Origin of the sequence: Pseudomonas jessenii, assembly GCF_002236115.1 — a bacterium.
Taxonomy (GTDB): Bacteria; Pseudomonadota; Gammaproteobacteria; order Pseudomonadales; family Pseudomonadaceae; genus Aquipseudomonas; species Aquipseudomonas jessenii.
This window is the reverse complement of record NZ_NIWT01000001.1, coordinates 268037-286690: the sequence shown is the minus strand read 5'-3', so window position 1 is coordinate 286690 and position 18654 is coordinate 268037. Positions and strand designations below refer to the sequence as shown.

General features: G+C 61.4%; 13 protein-coding genes. 9 read left to right on the top strand and 4 right to left on the bottom strand.

Annotated features, from left to right (window positions below; genetic code table 11):
- Nucleotides 1-3 precede the first annotated feature (3 nt).
- The 4 genes from PSJE_RS01240 to PSJE_RS01225 all read left to right on the top strand — a co-directional run bounded on the left by PSJE_RS01240 (nucleotide 4) and on the right by PSJE_RS01225 (nucleotide 6009).
- A complete protein-coding gene (locus PSJE_RS01240; protein ID WP_090455621.1) occupies nucleotides 4-777 on the top strand; it encodes a 3-hydroxybutyrate dehydrogenase in 774 nt (257 codons plus the stop codon).
- Nucleotides 778-982: 205 nt separating this feature from the next.
- Nucleotides 983-2938: an acetoacetate--CoA ligase gene (locus PSJE_RS01235; RefSeq protein ID WP_090455623.1), complete on the top strand. Its 1956-nt coding sequence runs from the start codon at nucleotides 983-985 to the stop codon at nucleotides 2936-2938.
- A 190-nt stretch (nucleotides 2939-3128) separates the two neighbouring features.
- Nucleotides 3129-5666, top strand: a complete 2538-nt coding sequence (locus PSJE_RS01230; protein ID WP_090455625.1) for a PAS domain-containing hybrid sensor histidine kinase/response regulator — start codon at nucleotides 3129-3131, stop codon at nucleotides 5664-5666.
- 67 nt (nucleotides 5667-5733) lie between these two features.
- Nucleotides 5734-6009: a peptidylprolyl isomerase gene (locus tag PSJE_RS01225; RefSeq protein ID WP_007898282.1), complete on the top strand. Its 276-nt coding sequence runs from the start codon at nucleotides 5734-5736 to the stop codon at nucleotides 6007-6009.
- A gap of 145 nt (nucleotides 6010-6154) precedes the next feature.
- On the opposite strand, the gene PSJE_RS01220 is transcribed toward PSJE_RS01225, so the two are convergent.
- The 4 genes from PSJE_RS01220 to PSJE_RS01205 all read right to left on the bottom strand — a co-directional run bounded on the left by PSJE_RS01220 (nucleotide 6155) and on the right by PSJE_RS01205 (nucleotide 9811).
- Nucleotides 6155-7087 (bottom strand): sugar kinase, encoded by a 933-nt coding sequence (locus PSJE_RS01220; RefSeq protein ID WP_090455627.1) that lies wholly within the window; start codon nucleotides 7085-7087, stop codon nucleotides 6155-6157.
- Nucleotides 7088-7228: 141 nt separating this feature from the next.
- Entirely contained in the window at nucleotides 7229-8446 is a 1218-nt protein-coding gene (locus PSJE_RS01215; protein ID WP_090455628.1) for an amino acid deaminase, read from the bottom strand.
- A 39-nt stretch (nucleotides 8447-8485) separates the two neighbouring features.
- Nucleotides 8486-9250, bottom strand: coding sequence for an IclR family transcriptional regulator (locus PSJE_RS01210; protein ID WP_090457890.1), 765 nt, complete (start codon nucleotides 9248-9250; stop codon nucleotides 8486-8488).
- 171 nt (nucleotides 9251-9421) lie between these two features.
- Nucleotides 9422-9811: a RidA family protein gene (locus PSJE_RS01205; RefSeq protein WP_057714589.1), complete on the bottom strand. Its 390-nt coding sequence runs from the start codon at nucleotides 9809-9811 to the stop codon at nucleotides 9422-9424.
- 307 nt (nucleotides 9812-10118) lie between these two features.
- Between PSJE_RS01205 and wecB the strand changes: the two genes are divergently transcribed.
- The 5 genes from wecB to PSJE_RS01180 are packed head-to-tail and all read left to right on the top strand — an operon-like array spanning nucleotide 10119 to nucleotide 18540.
- Nucleotides 10119-11270, top strand: coding sequence for a non-hydrolyzing UDP-N-acetylglucosamine 2-epimerase (gene wecB, locus PSJE_RS01200; protein ID WP_057714588.1), 1152 nt, complete (start codon nucleotides 10119-10121; stop codon nucleotides 11268-11270).
- Entirely contained in the window at nucleotides 11267-13441 is a 2175-nt protein-coding gene (gene nfrB, locus PSJE_RS01195) for a cyclic di-3',5'-guanylate-activated glycosyltransferase NfrB (protein ID WP_090455630.1), read from the top strand. Before wecB ends, nfrB begins: the two co-directional genes overlap by 4 nt.
- A complete protein-coding gene (locus PSJE_RS01190) occupies nucleotides 13438-16602 on the top strand; it encodes an NfrA family protein (RefSeq protein ID WP_090455632.1) in 3165 nt (1054 codons plus the stop codon). The genes nfrB and PSJE_RS01190 overlap by 4 nt, the downstream gene beginning before the upstream one ends.
- Nucleotides 16602-17480 (top strand): DUF4434 family protein, encoded by an 879-nt coding sequence (locus PSJE_RS01185; RefSeq protein WP_090455634.1) that lies wholly within the window; start codon nucleotides 16602-16604, stop codon nucleotides 17478-17480. Before PSJE_RS01190 ends, PSJE_RS01185 begins: the two co-directional genes overlap by 1 nt.
- A complete protein-coding gene (locus tag PSJE_RS01180; RefSeq protein WP_090455636.1) occupies nucleotides 17464-18540 on the top strand; it encodes a GGDEF domain-containing protein in 1077 nt (358 codons plus the stop codon). Before PSJE_RS01185 ends, PSJE_RS01180 begins: the two co-directional genes overlap by 17 nt.
- The last annotated feature ends 114 nt before the right edge of the window (nucleotides 18541-18654 follow it).

The window sequence follows — 18654 nt, the reverse complement described above, 5'->3', positions numbered from 1 at the left end:
TTCATGACGACTCTTTCGGGCAAGACCGCACTGGTCACCGGATCCACCAGCGGCATCGGCCTGGGGATCGCCCTCAGCTTGGCCAAGGCCGGGGCCAACCTGATCCTCAATGGCTTTGGCGATGCCTCCCAAGTGATCGCCCAGGTGCAACAGTTTGGCGGCAAGGTCGGCCATCACCCGGCCGATGTCAGCGATCCGGCACAAATTGCCGACATGATCGCCTACGCCGAGCGCGAGTTCGGCGGCGTCGACATCCTGGTCAACAACGCTGGCATTCAACACGTGGCAGCAGTGGATGAGTTTCCGGTGGAGCGCTGGGATTCGATCATCGCCATCAACCTGTCGTCGGTGTTCCACAGCACCCGCTTGAGCCTGCCGGGGATGCGCGCCAAGGGCTGGGGCCGGGTGATCAACATTGCCTCGGTGCATGGTCTGGTCGGTTCGGTGGGCAAGTCAGCCTATGTTGCCGCCAAGCATGGGGTGATCGGCTTGACCAAAGTGGTCGCGCTGGAAACCGCAACCACCCAGGTCACCTGCAACGCGATCTGCCCAGGCTGGGTATTGACGCCGCTGGTGCAAAAGCAGATTGATGATCGTGCCGCCAGTGGAGTTGACCCGCAGCAGGCGCAGCACGATTTGCTCGCTGAAAAGCAGCCATCGCTGGAATTCGTGACACCGCCGCAACTGGGGGAACTGGTTTTGTTCCTGTGCAGCGAAGCCGGCAGCCAGGTGCGGGGCGCGGCGTGGAATGTTGATGGTGGGTGGTTGGCGCAGTGACTGGCTGATAGACCCTTGTGACGAGGGGGCTTGCCCCCGTTGGGTGGCGAAGCCGCCCCAAAAACTCACAGACGATTCAGGTTGTCTGATTCACGACTGCTTCGCAGCCGAACGGGGGCAAGCCCCCTCGCCACACAAGCTCCCTCGCCACAAAAGCCGGCTCCACATCAGCCTGTGTGAAGGCATAAAAAAGAAGAGGCAAACCATGTCCGACATCCTCTGGCAACCCGACGCCAAACGCATTGGCAAGACCCGCATGGAAGCCTTTCGGCGCTTCATCAATCAGCGACACCACCTCAAGATCGACGACTACCCTGCCCTGCACCAGTGGTCCATCGATCAGCGCCCGGACTTCTGGCAGGCCATCGTCGATTTCTTCGACATCCGCTTCCACGAGCAGCCCGACACCGTGCTGCTCGAAGCCCCCCGGATGCCCAGCGCCCAATGGTTCCCCGGTGCAACGCTGAACTTTGCCGAACACCTGCTACAGCGTCGCGACGATGCGATCGCCGTGATAGCCGTAGGCGAAAACGGTCAGCGTGAACATTTGACCTGGGCTGAACTCGCCGAGCAGGTCGCCGGTTTTCAGAATGGCTTGATCGCCGCCGGCGTCGGTGTGGGTGACCGGGTCGCCGCGTGCATGCCCAACACCTGGCAGACCCTGGTGGCCATGCTCGCCACCACCAGCCTTGGCGCTATCTGGTCCTGCTCCTCACCGGACTTCGGCACCCAAGGGGTGGTTGACCGTTTCGGTCAGATCGAACCGAAAGTACTGGTGACCTGCGCCGGCTACCGCTATGCCGGCAAGGAGATCGACCAGACCGCCAAGGTCAACGAGATCCTCCAGCGTCTGCCTTCGCTGCAACAGCTGATCGTCGTGCCTTACGCCCGGCCACAGGCGCACATCGAAGAATTCCACACCCAGGCCAACGTGACGCTGTGGGACGATTTCTACGAACCCGGCGGCGAGCCGGATTTCGTCCCCGTGCCCTTCGCCCATCCGCTGTACATCCTCTACTCCAGCGGCACCACCGGCGTGCCCAAATGCATCATCCACAGCACCGGCGGCGTGTTGCTGCAACACGTCAAGGAACACGGCCTGCATGGCGATCTAGGCCCCGGTGAACGGTTGTTCTACTACACCACCTGCGGCTGGATGATGTGGAACTGGTTGGTGTCGGCACTGGCCACAGGCAGCTCCGTGGTGCTGTACGATGGCTCACCGTTCCAGCCCGAGCCACAACGCTTGATCGACCTGATCGACGACGAACGCATCAGCGTCTTCGGCACCAGTCCCAAATACCTCGCAACCTTGGAAAGCAGCGGTATCAAGCCCCGCGAAAGTCATGACCTGAGCAGCCTCAAGACGTTGCTTTGCACCGGCTCGGCGCTGTCGCCGCACAGTTACGACTTCGTCTATCGCGACTTCAAGGCTGACGTGTGCCTGGCTTCGATGTCCGGCGGCACCGACATCGTCTCGTGCTTCGTCAACGGCAACCCGATGTCGCCCGTGCGGCGCGGCGAAATCATGGGCAAGAGCCTGGGCATGGCCGTTGAAGTGTGGAACGACGAAGGCCACCCGGTGATCGGTGAAAAAGGCGAACTGGTCTGCACCCGGCATTTCCCGGCGATGCCCATTGGCCTGTGGAACGATCCTGATGGCGAAAAACTGCACAAATCCTATTTCAGCCTGTTCCCCGGCGTCTGGGCCCAAGGTGATTACGCCGAACAACTGCCCCATGGCGGGATGATGATCCACGGACGCTCCGATGCCGTGCTCAACCCCGGCGGCGTGCGCATCGGCACGGCGGAAATCTACCGTCAGGTGGAGAAAGTTCCCCAGGTGCTCGACTGCGTGGCGATCGGTCAGCAGTGGCAGGATGACGTGCGAGTGGTGCTGTTCGTGCGCTTGCGTAACGGGCTCGAACTGGACGAGGCCCTGCAACAGCAGATCCGCCAGTTGATTCGCGCCAATACCACGCCGCGTCATGTGCCGGCGAAGATTGTGGCAGTGACGGACATTCCCCGGACCATCAGCGGCAAGGTCGTTGAGCTGGCGGTGCGCAATGTGGTGCATGGGCAGAAAGTGAAGAACACTGATGCCTTGGCCAATCCCGAGGCGCTGGAGCAATTTCGTGACCGGCCCGAACTGATGGATTGAAATGGGATTACCTGTGGGAGCGAGCTTGCTCGCGATAGCGGAGTGTCAGTTCACATCAATGCAACGTGACCCGACGCCATCGCGAGCAAGCTCGCTCCCACAGTAACCGCTCAAGCCTTCGAATCAACCTGCACCTATCACCTGTGCAAGAATAGTCCCAGCCAAAGCGACTCATGTGCAGGACTCCCAGATGAACGCAATACCAACCGCCAGCGATGCCCAGGCCTTGATCGCCCGAATCGACTGGGCAAGCAGCCCGCTGGGCGCTGCCAGCACTTGGCCACAAAGCCTGCGAACCGCCGTGGACATCGTCATTCATTCACCGATGCCGATGCTGCTGTTATGGGGCCCGCAACTGACGCAAATCTACAACGACGGCTTCGCCCTGCTCGCCGGGAGCAAACATCCGCACGCTTTCGGACAACCGACACACCTGATCTGGCCAGAGTTGCAAGACTTCACCGACCCGATCTACAGCGCCGTCCTGCAAGGTCAGGTGCGCACCTACAGCGAGCAGCGCTTTACCCTGCAACGCGGGGGCCAGGAGTCTGACTTCTGGCTCGACCTGACCTACAGCCCGATCCGCGACGAAGGTGCCCAGGTGTCCGGGATCCTGGTCACCGCCATCGAAACCAACGAACGCCGGCGCATCGCCCTCGAACTCGAACAGCGCTCGGCGGCCAGCCTCAAGGCCCAGCGTGAAACCGAGGAACGCCTGCAACTGGCCCTCGCCGCCACCGATGCGGTCGGTACCTGGGACTGGGACATCAGCGAGGACCGCTTCATCGCCGATGCGCATTTTGCCCAACTGCATGGCATCGACCCGGCCATGGCCAGCCAATTGCCGATCAGTGAATACCTGCACGGCGTACACCCCGAAGACCGCGCCCTGATCGCCCGCAGCATCAAGCATTGCATCACCCATGGCACCGAATACGCCGAGGAGTATCGCCTGCTGCAAACCGACGGCCAGATGCGCTGGGTATTTGCCCGCGGTCGCTGCTACAAGGATCACCATGGCCGGCCGGTGCGCTTCCTCGGCGCCGCCCTGGACCTGACCGAGCGCAAACACACCGAACAGGCCCTGCGCCAGAGCCAGACCGAGCTGCAACTGATCATCAACGCCATGCCGGTCCTGATCAGCTACGTCGACCGCGAAGAACGCTTTCGCCTGAACAATGCGGCGTACCTCGACTGGTACGGGCTGACGCCGCAAGAGCTTTACGGGCGAACCATTCTTGAAGTGCTCGGCGAAGAAGCCTATGCGCTGCGCGCTCCGCACATCAAGGAAGCGCTGTCTGGCCGGCCCTGCTGTTTCAGCATCAGCACGCCACACCGCGACGGCAGCATCCGCCAGGCCTTGATGAATTACCTGCCACGCCACGGCGCGGATGGCGCCGTGAACGGTTTCTACATCTTCGTGATCGACGAAACCGAGCGCAAAAAGACCGAAGAAGCCCTGCGTAACCTCAACGAAACCCTTGAAGAACGGGTTGCCGCCCGCACCCGCCAACTGGCCGAAGCCAACGAGCGTCTGCAGAACGAGATGTTCGAGCGCGAACGTGCCGAAGACGCCTTGCGCCATGCGCAGAAAATGGAAGCGGTCGGCCAGCTTACCGGCGGCATCGCCCATGACTTCAACAACATGCTCACCGGCATCATCGGCAGCCTCGACCTGATGCAACGCTACATTGCCGACGGCCGCGCCAGCGAGATCGGTCGATTCACCGAAGCGGCCGTGTCCTCGGCCAACCGCGCCGCCGCCCTCACCCATCGCCTGCTGGCGTTCTCCCGGCGCCAATCACTCAATCGCAAGCCGCTCAACCCCAACGAGCTGATCCACTCTCTGGAAGACTTGTTCAGGCGTACCAAGGGCGACCATATCGAGCTCAACCTGCAACTGGCCGAGAACATCTGGCGGGTCAACACCGATGTCAGCCAGCTGGAAAACGCCCTGCTCAACCTGGTGATCAACGCCCGGGACGCCATGCCCGATGGCGGCGAGTTGCAGATTGAAACGGCCAACGTGTACCTCGACGGCAGTGACATGACGACCCTGGAACCGGTCAAGGCCGGTGACTACGTGATGATTGCCGTCAGCGACAACGGCACCGGCATGACGCCCTCGGTGCTGGCCAAGGCATTCGACCCCTTCTTCACCACCAAGCCCATCGGCCAGGGCACCGGTTTGGGCTTGTCGATGATTTACGGTTTCGCCCAGCAATCGGGGGGCCACGTCAGTCTGTTCAGCCTGCCGGGACGAGGCACCAGCGTGCGTTTGTACCTTCCGCGCCTGCATTCGACCGAGCCGGAAAAAGTTTTGTCGCCCGTCATCGGCGAGGCACCGGCGGCCATTGCCGGCGAAACCGTGATGCTGGTCGAGGACGATGCGGCGGTGCGCATGCTGGTATTGGACCTGCTCAATGAGCTCGGTTACCGAGCCCATGAAGCCGAAGATGCCAAGGGCGCCCTGCCGCTGCTGGAGTCGGACCTGCGGGTGGACCTGCTGGTGACGGACGTCGGGTTGCCGGGCATGAACGGCCGCCAACTGGCGGAAATCGCCCGTCAGCATCGTCCCGAACTGAAAGTGCTGTTCATGACCGGTTACGCCGAGATCGCCGCCGAGCGCCAGGGTTTTCTCGAAGAGGGCATGGACATGGTAGCCAAGCCGTTTTCCATCGATCTGCTGGCCAACAAGATTCGCACGATGATCAGTCAATCGGACTGAGTTGAGGCATAATCGCGCGCCCCCCCACTGCCGCCCACATAGCCACCACCGTTGCAAGGTACCGCCAATGAAAGCTCAAGCCCGCCATATTCTGGTGAAAACCTCGGAAGAAGCCGAGCAGCTCAAACAACGCATCGCCAAGGGCGAAGCGTTCGACGTGCTGGCCAAGAAGTATTCGACCTGCCCATCGGGCAAGCGCGGCGGCGATCTCGGTGAAGTGCGGCCGGGACAGATGGTCGGCGTGATTGATGCGGTGATCTTCAAGAAACCGCTGCGGGTGGTGCATGGGCCGATCAAGAGCAAGTTCGGGTATCACCTGGTGCAGGTGTTTTACCGGGATTGATGCTCTGTTGGCTTTCGGGCCCCATCGCGAGCAAGCTCGCTCCCACAGGGATTTGTGAGTTGCAATAGGTTGCAGCCACACCGACTACCACTGTGGGAGCGAGCTTGCTCGCGATCCGATGGCGCAGCCAGCGGCCATTCAACTTTTACTTGGGAATCAGCGCCCCCGGCACCTGAATCACCCGGCTCGCCAACCGATGCCCGGCCTCGGCGGCTTGCGAAGGGCTGCCGCCCTTGAGCCGCGAAGCCAGATACGCCGCGCTGAACGAATCCCCCGCCGCCGTGGTGTCCACCACCCGCTCGACCTTCTGCGCCGGCACTTCGAACGACTTTCCATCACAACGAATCAGGCACGCTTGTGCACCGCGCTTGAGCACCACTTCCGGCGTACCGATCTGCTCATACGCGGCAAACACCGCGTCACCATCGGCATAACCAAACAACGCCTGTTCGTCATCCACCGTCAGCAACGCCAGGTCGACATACGCCAGCACACTGCGATATGCCGCCCGGGCGTCCTCGACCGATGCCCACAGCCGTGGCCGGTAGTTGTTGTCGAACACGATTCGCGCATCGCGCTGGCGGGCTTCGATCAGGGTTTCCAGCAGTTTTTCCCGACCTTGCGCACCGAGTACCGCCAGGGTGATGCCGCTGAAGTACAGCACATCATAATCTGGCAGCGCGGCGAGAATCGGCGCGGCGGCCGGGGTGGTGAAGCAATCGCGGACGGCCGCTTCGTTGCGCCAGTACAGAAAGCGTCGCTCACCGGCGGCGTCAGTCTGGATGCAATACAAACCCGGCAGGCGTCCGGACAGACGCTGGACCATGGCGAGCCCGATATTTTCCGCCGCCCAACTCTGGCACATCGCGTCGCTGAAACTGTCATCGCCCAGGGCGGTGACGTAGTCCACGGAGCCGTCCTCTCCCAGTTCCCGGGACAGGTACACGGCCGTGTTCAATGTATCGCCGCCGAAGCTCTGTTGCAGGCTGCCGTCGGCGCGATGCTGCAACTCGATCATGCACTCGCCGATCAGGGCGATGCGTGGAGTGTTGGGGCCCAGGGTGTTGATGGTGTTCATTGTTGTGGGGTCTCTGGTGTTTCAGTGTTGTCTGGTTTGACCTCATCGCGAGCAAGCTCGCTCCCACATTGGATCTTCGGTGTACACAAAACCCTGTGGGAGCGAGCTTGCTCGCGATGGCCGCAACTCGATCTCAAACCCTTAGAAACAGGTTTCCATCGTCTCGATGACGTTCAGTTGCTCATCCACCAGGCAACCGACACGCCACTTGTCGAACGTCAGGCACGGGTGCGAAGTGCCGAACGAAATGATGTCGCCCACCCGCAGATCAACCCCCGGTGCCACGGTCATGAACGCATGCTGGTCCATCACCGCAGTCACCTTGCAGACGCTCACATCATCGCCTTTGGCCGGCACGGCGCCCGCCTTGTAACGCAGCAATGGCACCGGTAAACCGGCGTCGTAGGCCACGTCGCGCTTGCCCAGGGCAATCACCGCAAACCCCGGCTCCGGCAGCGACTGCACGTGCGCCCACACCTCCAGCGCCGGACGCAGGCCTTCGTGCAGATCGCTGCGACGGTCGAGTACGCAGCACTGCGCTTCCTTGTAGATGCCATGGTCATGGGCCACGTAACTGCCGGGACGCAGCACGCTGAGGAAACGCCCGGCGGCGTTCTGTGCTTCAAACGACTCGGCAATCAGGTCATACCAGGCCGAACCCGACGCGGTGATGATCGGCTTGGGAATGGCGAAGGCACCGCTGTCCTGCAACTGCACCGCCAGGCGCACCAGTGACGCGGCGAAATCACGAATACCGGTCACCGCGTGATCGCCGTGGATCACCCCTTCGTAGCCTTCGATCCCGGTCAGGGCCAGCGCCGGTTGCGCGGCGATGGCCTTGGCCAGGTCGAGCACTTGCTGCTCGCTGCGGCAACCGCAGCGACCACCGACCACGCCATATTCGATCATGACGTTCAAACGCACGCCACGGGAGGCGAAATAGGCGCCGAGGTCGGCGACGTTGTCCGGGTGATCGACCATGCAATAGAAGTCGAACGTCGGGTCGGCCAGCAGGTCGGCAATCAGCGCCATGTTCGGCGTACCGACCAACTGGTTGGCCATCAGCACCCGGCGCACACCATGAGCGTAGGCCGCACGGGTTTGGGTGGCGCTGGCCAGGGTGATGCCCCAGGCACCGGCGTCCAGTTGGCGCCGGAACAGCGCCGGGGTCATGCTGGTTTTGCCATGGGGCGCGAGTTCCGCTCCGCTGTCGCTGACGAACGCCTGCATCCAGCGAATGTTGTGTTCCAGCGCCTCGCGGTGCAGTACCAGCGCAGGCAGGCTGACGTCACGCACCAGGCTGGCGCCCTTGGGTGCGGTGCCTTTTTCCACGGCGGCGGTATTGGGGGCAGAAGACATGGTCGAACTCCTCGTTCACGCGGCCGCAGGCAGCCGCTGTTATTCGTTGATGCGACGGGCCAGGCTATTGGCGCTTTCGATCAGCACCCGGCGGTAGTCGTTGTAGTTGTTCTTGGCATCGGCCCGGGGGGCGACGATGCACAGGGTCGCGATGGCCACGCCGTTGGGGTCTTTGACCGGTGCGGCGAAGCAATGGGTAAAGGTGTCGGCGACGCTATCGAAGGAAAAGAAACCATCGATACCGGCCTGACGGATTTCCTTGAGAAATTGTTCCAGCGGCAAGTGTTCGCCATTGGGCAGGATGAAGTCGTCGTGGTCGATCAGGTCGACGATTGCCTGGTCGCTCAGGTGCGCCAGCAGCAAGCGCCCGGATGCGGTCCAGGGGATGGGCGCGTTTTCACCGATGTCCGAGGAAATGCGGAAATGCCGCTCCCCCTCCTTCATCAGCGCAACGGTGTACTTGCGCCCGTTGAGCAGACACATCTGCGCCGTTTCACGGGTCTGGCTGACGATTTCCTGCAAGGCGTGATCGGCCTCGCGAGTCAGGTCGAAATGTCGCAGGTGTGCCTGCCCGAGAAAGTACAACTGGCGACCGAGGTAGACATGACCGTCCTTGCCCACCGGCTCCAGGATGCGTCGTTCCAGCAGCGAGGCCACCAGTTCGTAGACCGTGGATTTGGGGCTGCCGATGCCGCTGGCGATGTCGTTCGGACGCAGGGGCTGGCCGATCTCCTTGAGGAAATCGAGGATATCGAACGCCCGGTCCAGCCCACGTGCCCGGCGCTTGATGGTGTCTTCGGTCATTTCAGTGGTTCCCATTCATGGTCGCCTGGAGTTTACCCAGTGTGCCGCGCTGACCGTTAGGCCGCCTTCGCGGGCAAGCCCGCTCCCACAGGCAATGGTGGTGTGTCTGCAATCTGTGGCAGCACAAAAACCTGTGGGAGCGTGGCTTGCCCGCGATGGGCGCGACTCGGTTCAAGCCTTTTTCTTGTACGCAATGCAGTCGATCTCGACCTTGCAGTCGACCATCATGTTCGCCTGCACGCAGGCCCGCGCCGGGGCATGTTCAGGCTTGAAGTACTCGGAGAACACCTTGTTGAAACTCCAGAAATCCCGCGGGTCTTCCAGCCACACGCCGGTGCGCACCACGTCTTCGAGGCCATAACCGGCCTCTTCAAGGATAGCGATCAGGTTCTTCATGGTCTGGTGAGTCTGCTCGACGATACCACCGACAATGATCTCGCCATCCAGCGCCGGCACCTGGCCGGACACGTGCAGCCAGCCATCGGCTTCGACAGCGCGGGCGAATGGACGAGGCTGACCGCCGCCGGCGGTGCTGCCGGTGCCGTAACGAGTAATGCTCATGGGTGTTTCTCCTGACTGGAAGTTATTGTTCCGCTATAGCGGAATTAATTGTGCAATAACGGAATAAGCGGCAGAAAGTGTGCCACAGGATGTGGAGGGAATGTGAGAGGGATTGAAATTTGTTTTGAATCAGAGGGACGGGTATCTGGTTCTCAATTGGGTGCACATGACCCCACTCGAAGCAACACCCGCGACTCAGAGCAGCTTCATTGGACAACCGCCCACCCGACTGCTTTATTCTATGTCCAGGAAATTACCGGTTTTAGCAGCCGTGACGTGTTCGGCGTGCGCGGTCCCAGGAGGGTTGATGTCATTTAAAGTCATGATGGTTTTCGGTACGCGTCCGGAGGCCATCAAGATGGCCCCCCTGGCACGGGTCCTGCGCAATTGGCCAGGTATAACCCTGAACATCTGCTCCACAGGCCAGCACCGGGAAATGCTCAAGCAGGTCCTCGACTCGTTCGAGCTGACGGTCGATGAAGACTTGCAGGTGATGACCCAGGGCCAGACCCTCAACGGTCTCTCCGAACAATTGCTGGGGCATCTCGACAAAGCCTACGAGCGGGTGCATCCGGATATCGTGCTGGTACACGGCGACACCACCACCAGCTTCATTGCCGCCCTCGCCGCCTTCAATCGCCAGATACCCATCGGCCACGTCGAGGCAGGTTTGCGTACCGGTAACTTGCGTGCACCCTGGCCTGAGGAAGCCAACCGGCACCTGACCGGTGTCATCGCCGACCTGCATTTCGCGCCGACCACCATCAGCCAGGACAACCTGCTGCGCGAAGGTGTGTCCAAGGCCAACATCGAGGTCACCGGTAACACGGTGATCGATGCGCTGGTATGGATGCGCAAACACCAGCAGGAAATCCACTGGCACCCGGCCGCCGACTCGCCGCTGGCGGTGCTCGACGACAACAGGCGCATGGTGCTGATCACCGGGCATCGCCGGGAGAATTTCGGCGGCGGCTTTCGCAACATCTGCCTGGCTCTGGCCACCCTTGCCGAACGTTATCCCGATGCGCAATTCGTCTACCCGGTGCACCTCAATCCGCAGGTGCAAAAGGCGGTCTACAGCGTCCTCTCGGACAAACCCAATATCTATCTGGTGGCACCGCAGGATTACCAGCATTTCGTCTGGCTGATGGACCGCGCCTATTTCATTCTCACCGATTCCGGTGGCATCCAGGAGGAAGCACCGGCCATTGGCAAGCCGCTTCTGGTGCTGCGCGATGTCACGGAGCGGCCATCGGCGCTCGAAGGCGGAACCGTGGTGCTGGTGGGCACCGACACCGACCGCATCGTCAGGGAATCGAGCCTGTTGTTCGATGATGAAGCCACCTTCCAGCGAATGAGCCGGGTCCATAGCCCCTATGGCGACGGACACGCCAGCGAACGCATCGCCAATCGCCTCGGCATCTGGCTCAAACACCGCACGGCGGGTAAAGCCGTATGAGCCTGGTGTTTGTCGACTTCTTTGCCTATGTGTTGTTCGGTCTCAAATACCTCGCGATTACCCTGGCCCTGCTGATGTTCATACTCGGCCTCGATGACCTGTTCATCGACCTGGTGTACTGGACCCGCAAGCTGATCCGGCGCTGGCGGATCTATGAAAAATTCGACCGAGCCGATGAGCAACGGCTGTATTCCATCGGCGAAAAACCCCTGGCGATCATGGTGCCGGCGTGGAACGAAGTCGGCGTGGTCGGTGAAATGGCGCGCCTGGCCGCCTCGACCATCGACTACGAGAACTATCAGATTTTCGTCGGCACCTACCCCAACGACGCCGAGACCCAGGCCGACGTCGATGCGGTGTGCCTGCATTATCCCAACGTGCACAAAGTGGTGTGCGCCCGTCCCGGTCCTACCAGCAAGGCTGACTGCCTGAACAACGTGATCGACGCCATCCTGCGCTTTGAAAACGATGCAAAGATCCAGTTCGCCGGCTTCATCCTGCACGATGCCGAGGACGTGATTTCGCCCATGGAGTTGCGCCTGTTCAACTACCTGCTGCCGGCCAAGGACCTGATCCAGATTCCGGTCTATCCCTACGCGCCGGAATGGCATGGCTTCACTGCCGGGCACTACGTCGACGAGTTCGCCGAGAACCATGGCAAGGACGTCATCGTGCGTGAAGCACTGACCGGGCAAGTGCCCAGCGCCGGGGTCGGCACCTGTTTCAGCCGTAAGGCCATCAGTGCCCTGCTCGAAGACGGTGACGGTATCGCCTTCGACGTGCAGAGCCTCACCGAAGACTACGACATCGGTTTCCGCCTCAAGCAAAAAGGCATGAAGTGCATCTTTGCCCGCTATTCGGTGACCGACCCGAAACTGGCACTGGAACAACCATGGGTGTTCGGCATGGACCGCGCCTTTTCCCAGGTGATCTGTGTGCGCGAGCACTTTCCCCGTGACTTGCAGTACGCGATCCGGCAGAAGTCGCGCTGGATCGTCGGCATCGTGTTCCAGGGCACCAAGAATCTGGGCTGGAGCAGCAAAGGCCTGCTCAATTATTTTCTGTGGCGCGACCGCCGTGGCCTGATTGCGTACCTGTTGAGCTTCCTGGTGAACATACTGCTGGTGGTGTTGCTGGCGATGTGGCTGGTCACCGTGATCGCGCCGAACGCCTGGCGGTTCCCGTCGATCCTCTCTGACAGCACGTTGTTGGCGGGCCTGCTGTGGCTCAATGGCTTCATGCTGCTCAACCGGCTATTCCAGCGCGGTTGGTTTGTCACCCGTTTTTACGGACTCGGCGAAGGACTGCTGTCGGCGCCCCGGATGGTGTGGAGCAATTTCGTGAATTTTTTCGCCAACGTTCGGGCGTTGCGCCAGGTGATGGAAATGGGCGATTCCCGTCGCGTCGCCTGGGACAAGACCACCCATGAGTTTCCGGCCCTGGCTGAAGCCCAGCGCACCCCGCTGGGCCATCGCCTGGTGGAAAAAGGCCTGCTGTCTGAAGATCAACTCGAAGCCGCGATCACCAACCCGGTACGCCGACGCCTGGGTCAGGAACTGCTGCTGCGCGGGCACATCGACACCACGCAACTGGTGCAGGCCCTGGCCGAACAACTGGACCTGGAATGGGCGCCACTCAATCCGTTCAAGCTCGACAAACGCCTGATCGACGCCGTGCCGCGCAAAATCGCTACACACTACGGCGTGTTGCCGGTCGCCGAGGAGAACGAAACCCTGGTGCTGGCCTCCGAAGGTCCGGTGAGCCAAGTGTCCCTGGGCGCCATCAGCCGTCAACTGAAACGCCCGGTGCGTTGCCGCCTTGCACCACAAGGCCGGGTGACGCTGGGGATCCGCTACTGGTACGCCAGCCCTCGTCAAAGCGAGGAAGTGCATCAGATGCTTGAGGTGCTTGAGCAAAATCAGGACGACGAAGACCTGATTGAGCGCGTCAGCCATCACCAAGTGTTGCTGGGCAATCTGTTGCAAGTACGCGGCATGGTGCCGCCAACCCTGTTCAATCAGGCGCTGATCGATTTCGATGCGGAAAAAATGTCTCTCGGTGAACACTTGATTGAACGCGGCATGATCACACAGGAAATCCTCGAACAGGCCCTGGTCGATCAGACGAGCGAGCAGCACGCAGCGTACTGCATTGCCCGGGAGGCCGCATGAAGCCTGTCCATCGTCAGACCTTGATGGCCGGTAGCCTGTTGCTCTGCCTGAACACCACGGCGTGGGTGCAAGCCGAACCCTTGACCGATTTCGATCAGTTCCGCAGTTACCCCTATATGGACCGCAGTTACCGCGAAGCGAAAAATGGCAACTGGAAGGAAGTCGAACGGCTGATGCGCCACCTGCTGAGCAAAGTGCCGCAAAACGATGAAGCACGGGCGTTACTGGTGCAATCGCTGGTCAAGCAGCAACGCTACGAAGATGCCCTGCAAGCGCTGCCGGATACCCCGTCCAACAGCGATAGCCTGCTCAACTTGCGCCTGGCCTGGATCGAACAGGATCCGCCGGACAGAAAACAGGTGGAGCAATGGATAGCCTCCAGCAATCTGGAGCATCGCGTGCGCCTGTGGCAGGCCTACAGCGCGAGCCTGGCCAAGCGCGGCGGCGCGGCCTCGGCCCATGACTGGCTGGCGCAACTGCCACCCAAGGGTGATGAGCAAGCGCTGCAACAGGCCCGGGCCAACTGGTCCGAGCAACTGCGCGATTGGGATGGCACCATCAAGGAACTGGCGCCACTGGCCGCTAACCAACAACTCGATGCCCAAAGCTGGCAACGCCTGGCCAACGCCTACGTGCAACGCCTCGACGAGCAATCCTTGCAGCAACTGCTGCAAACAGCGCCAAGCCCGGAAGCCGCGCGCAAGACCCGGCTGGCCATGGTCGACCGGGCGATTGCCATGGGCCAGGTCCAGCAGGCGCAGCGCTGGATGCAATCGCTGCCGCCTGCCGATCTTGCCGACCCGGCGCAACGCCAGCGTCTGTGGGAACTGGCGCGGCAAACCGGCGACAGCGCCACGGTACAACGCTTGAGTGGTGAGTTGCAGCGGCCATGCCTGGAGACCGCCGACTGGCTGTCGCGTCGTGATCCGCAAGCTGCGCTGAGCCAATTGAAAAGTTGCCAACCCGAAGAAAACCCGCAGGCCTGGCTGGTCCTCGCCCAGCGCCTGCAAGCCACCGACCTGCTGCAAACGACCCGTCTACCGGAGCCTTGGGACACGCGACGCCGCGAACACCTGCTCGACGTCTGGCAGGAGGAAGGCCGCAGCGACAAAGTCATGGCCTACCTCGCCAGCCAGCCGCAGACCGCCGACGTGGTCAAACGCCGCGCTGAACTGCTCCAGGCATCGGATCACGATACCGAAGCGACGGCATTCTGGGAGCGGCATTACCAGCAGACCGGCAACCTCGATTCGCTCAACCAGGCTACCTACCTGGCGCTGAATGCCGGCCATCGTGAACATGCGCAACAGTTGCTCGAGAGCGCCTTCGACCGCCACGGCGGCAAGCTGCCGACGCCCCTGCTGCAAAGGTTGGCGGGGTTGTATGCCGCGTCGACACCGACCGCGGCACAACAGCAACGCATTGTTTCGCTGCTCAAGCGCGTCGACCCCGCCACTCGCGGGCAACTGCTGGCGCAACTGGCGGAAAACGGCCAGTGCGGCGCGGTTCAACAGGCCATCGGTGATCTCCCGCAAGCTGCGGGCGACTACCGCGCCCTCGGCCGTTGTGCAATGCCCGAGCGCCCCGGCGAAGCAGTAGTGTATTACCAGACCGCCGAAAAAATGGGTGACCAGAACACTCGCCTGCCACTCGCCTACGCCCTGGAGGCGGCCGGAGACTCGGCCGGTGCCCTGGCCATCTGGCGCAGCATTCCAGATGCCGAACTCAGCGACAATGCCCGCCTCACCGCCAGCCGCGGCGCCCTGAATATCGGCGACACGCAAACAGCTGAACGCTACTGGCAACTAAGCCGCACCCGTGGTGCCAATGAGTGGACCTTGGGCGCGGCGATTGCCGATGCCCAGGGCGATCACACCCTCGCGCTGCAACGCCAGCGGTCCGCCCTGCAGCTGGTACCGGATGCCGAGCATTACTATGCGGCCTCGGTCACGGCGCAAAAGGCCGGCGACCTGCAACAAAGTACCGAATGGCTTGCCGAAGCGGCGCGCCGCGAACCGGACAATCCCCGTTATCGGGCCGACTACGGCGTGCGCCTGGCCGGTGCCGAGACCAAGGCAGCACGCGCCGGTTCCATCCCGTATCTGCAACGCGCCACCCAGGATTTCCCGGAAGACTATCGCCTCGGCGAAACCCTGGCCTGGCGTTATGACGAGGTCGAAGACAGCGCTTCGGCGCGCAAGGAACTGCGCCGGGTGATCGATCTGGAGCAGAACCCGGTGGCCGCCGATGACGAGGATGGCAGCATGGAAGCGCGCCGCTATCGCCAGCGTCGCGCCCACGAAAGCCTGTCCCGTCGCGACACAGTCACCATCGCCAGCACCTGGTCACCGGCCGGGATATCGACCAACGACATCCTGCGTCCCGACGACAGCATCGGCACACAGCGACGCTCCAGTTCACAGAACGTGCAACTGGCCATGTGGGACCACGCACTGGGCGATGAACCCAGCCGCGCCGGCAGCACGCTGTCGGTCTATGGCCGCGTGTTGCTTGGCGGCGTGGGCCGGTCGAGCTATGCCGAATCCCTGGGTACCGGCGTCGGCCTGCGCTACAAGCCCTGGGGCACCGCCAACATCAACTTCTATGGTGAGATCTACAAGCAAAGCCAGTTCGATGATCAGGACAACCATGGCCTGAGCCTCGGCCAGATGCTGGTCCCCGACAAGGTGTCCGATCAGGCCGAGGATCACCGCAATGATGGCCACACCACCACCGACTACCTGCTGCGGACAACCGCGTCGTTCCTTGATCAGGGTCGATTCCGCAACGATTGGCGGGTCGATGAAAGCGACTGGGAGGAGCGCTTCCTCTACCTCGACGCGGCGTGGTGGACCAAGGCCGGCGACCATCAATGGTTGTCGCGCTTCCAGCAAGGGCACACCTGGAAACTTCCGTTCAACGGCGCACAAACGATCATGCCGTACGGCTTTCTCGAATTCGCGACCCAGGACCCGAGCAACGACTGGCGCCAGGATCTGCGCACCGGTCTGGGCCTGCGTTGGCAATGGTGGTTCGACGACGATGTCTACAACGCCTATCGCGCGCACTTGACGGTGCGCACCGAGTATCAACAAGCGTTGGGTGGCAATCTGTATGAAGGCGGCAACGGCGTGCTGGTGGGCGTGGAGTTGAATTTCTGATGAAGCGACTTCTTTTGGCTTTGTGCCTGTTGCTGGGCGCCGCGGCGACCCATGCCGACGAACAGATTTTCTATCAACCGCTCAATGTCGATGCCAACCTGAGCCAGGCGCAATGGCAGCGGATCTGGCAGGACAGCGCCCGCCAGGGCGTGCACACGGTGATCGTACAGTGGACGGCCTACGGCGATTCGGACTTCGGCGGTGCCGACGGCTGGCTTGCCCGCAGCCTGAAACAGGCCCAGGCCCAAGGCCTGAAACTGGTGCTGGGCCTGTACATGGACCCGGCCTATTACCAGCGTATCAATGAGCTTGACAGTGCCGGGCTGGCAACGTACTGGCAGACGCAACTAGGGCAGTCGCTGGCCCGGCAGCAGAAACTGCGCAAGGACTGGAAACTCCCCGTCAGCGGCTGGTATCTGCCCATGGAACTGGATGACCTGCACTTTCTGGCGCTGGATCGCCGACAAAGATTGCAACGCCAGCTCAAGGATTTTTCCGGCAAGCTCGACGCACCATTGCACATCAGCGTGTTCAACGTCGGCAAACTCGCGCCACAAGTGAATGGCCAATGGCTGGGGGAATTGGCGAACGCCGGAATCCAGGTGTGGTGGCAAGACGGTGCCGGCACCGGACGCTTGCCACCATTGATTCGCAATGGCTACGCCAATGCGCTGCCCTGCTCCATCGGCATCGTCAGGGAAGCCTTCCGGCAAGTCAGCGCTGCCGGACAACCCTTCCGTGCCGAACCGATGCCGCCACAAACCTCTTCACCGGGTTGCCACCCGACATCGGTTTTCTCCCTGCGCTACCGACCCTGGGGCAAGGTGATTCTCGACAACCAGCACAAGGGCAAGGTCGGCGATGTACAAAACCATTGAAGACGAAGTGCTGAAAAAATCGGCGCCGGCTGAGCTCAAGGCCGAGTTCCTCCAACATGAATTCGATCGGCTGCACACATTTTGCGTACTGATCTACATCGCCAGCATTGTGGTCTGGGTTGCTTACGACCTGATCCTGAGTTTCATCGGCGGGCAGCCATTCACCTGGCGCTCGCTGGTGTTCTTCGGGGTCTTCACGATTCTTGTCATCATTCTGCTGTTTATCCGCGACGCCCGGCACTTCCAGAAACTCAACCTGCTGTTTGTGCTCACCATTGCCTTCGGCACGCGGCTGCTCATCGAAGGCCTGGGAAACGACCACCAACCGGCCTGGCTGTTGCTGGCGGCTTCGACCACCCTGTTCACAGCCTCGGTGTTGCCGCTGAGCCGCTGGTCATTCTTTGCCGCGCAGTTGGTGACCTGGTGGTTTCTCAATCCCTTCTACAACACCGGTATCGAACAGTTTGAACTGGGGGGCGTGATGGCCCTCAGTTACACGACATTTATCTGCGGCCTGACCCTCTACAGCTTCCTGACGCTGCACAAGGCCAAGCTCAACAACTTCATCATGTCCAGGCTGCTGCTGGACCAGGCCTACATCGACACCCTCACCGAAATCCCCAATCGCCGTTCGTTCATGACCCGCGCAAGCCTGCAGTTGAACAGCGTGCCGCGGGAAAACGACCACTACCTGGCGATGATCGACATCGACAACTTCAAGAAGGTCAACGACGTCTACGGCCACGACATTGGCGATGAGGTGCTCAAGCGCATCGCGCAGGACATCAAGTCGGTGACGGCCCACCACGAATATGCGCGATTGGGTGGCGAGGAGTTCGCGATTTACCTGGCCGGGGTTAGCCGCGAAGACGTCGAGACGCTGGCCGGCGACCTGTGTCGGGTGGTACGCGAGCAACCCACTCGACACCCGGTGACCATCAGTATCGGCCTGGCCCGGGTGCTCGACGGTGACACACTGAACCAGGCGCTGATCAAGGCCGATGCGGCCTTGTATGAGTCAAAACATACCGGGAAGGATCGCTACACATTTCATCAATAAAGCTATCTATCCCACCTACTGCAAAGCGCCTCCTCATCGCTAACCGAGCGATGTGTGCCATCGAAAAAAGATCTGTTTAAACCCGACCAATCTGCTTGCTACTGTCAAATATGA

Coding starts and splice junctions, on each gene's coding strand:
- PSJE_RS01180 (WP_090455636.1), top strand. CDS start 17,464: ATGTACAAAACCATTGAAGACGAAGTGCTGAAAAAATCGGCGCCGGCT.
- PSJE_RS01235 (WP_090455623.1), top strand. CDS start 983: ATGTCCGACATCCTCTGGCAACCCGACGCCAAACGCATTGGCAAGACC.
- PSJE_RS01230 (WP_090455625.1), top strand. CDS start 3,129: ATGAACGCAATACCAACCGCCAGCGATGCCCAGGCCTTGATCGCCCGA.
- PSJE_RS01240 (WP_090455621.1), top strand. CDS start 4: ATGACGACTCTTTCGGGCAAGACCGCACTGGTCACCGGATCCACCAGC.
- PSJE_RS01190 (WP_090455632.1), top strand. CDS start 13,438: ATGAAGCCTGTCCATCGTCAGACCTTGATGGCCGGTAGCCTGTTGCTC.
- nfrB (WP_090455630.1), top strand. CDS start 11,267: ATGAGCCTGGTGTTTGTCGACTTCTTTGCCTATGTGTTGTTCGGTCTC.
- PSJE_RS01225 (WP_007898282.1), top strand. CDS start 5,734: ATGAAAGCTCAAGCCCGCCATATTCTGGTGAAAACCTCGGAAGAAGCC.
- PSJE_RS01205 (WP_057714589.1), bottom strand. CDS start 9,811: ATGAGCATTACTCGTTACGGCACCGGCAGCACCGCCGGCGGCGGTCAG.
- PSJE_RS01185 (WP_090455634.1), top strand. CDS start 16,602: ATGAAGCGACTTCTTTTGGCTTTGTGCCTGTTGCTGGGCGCCGCGGCG.
- PSJE_RS01215 (WP_090455628.1), bottom strand. CDS start 8,446: ATGTCTTCTGCCCCCAATACCGCCGCCGTGGAAAAAGGCACCGCACCC.
- wecB (WP_057714588.1), top strand. CDS start 10,119: ATGTCATTTAAAGTCATGATGGTTTTCGGTACGCGTCCGGAGGCCATC.
- PSJE_RS01220 (WP_090455627.1), bottom strand. CDS start 7,087: ATGAACACCATCAACACCCTGGGCCCCAACACTCCACGCATCGCCCTG.
- PSJE_RS01210 (WP_090457890.1), bottom strand. CDS start 9,250: ATGACCGAAGACACCATCAAGCGCCGGGCACGTGGGCTGGACCGGGCG.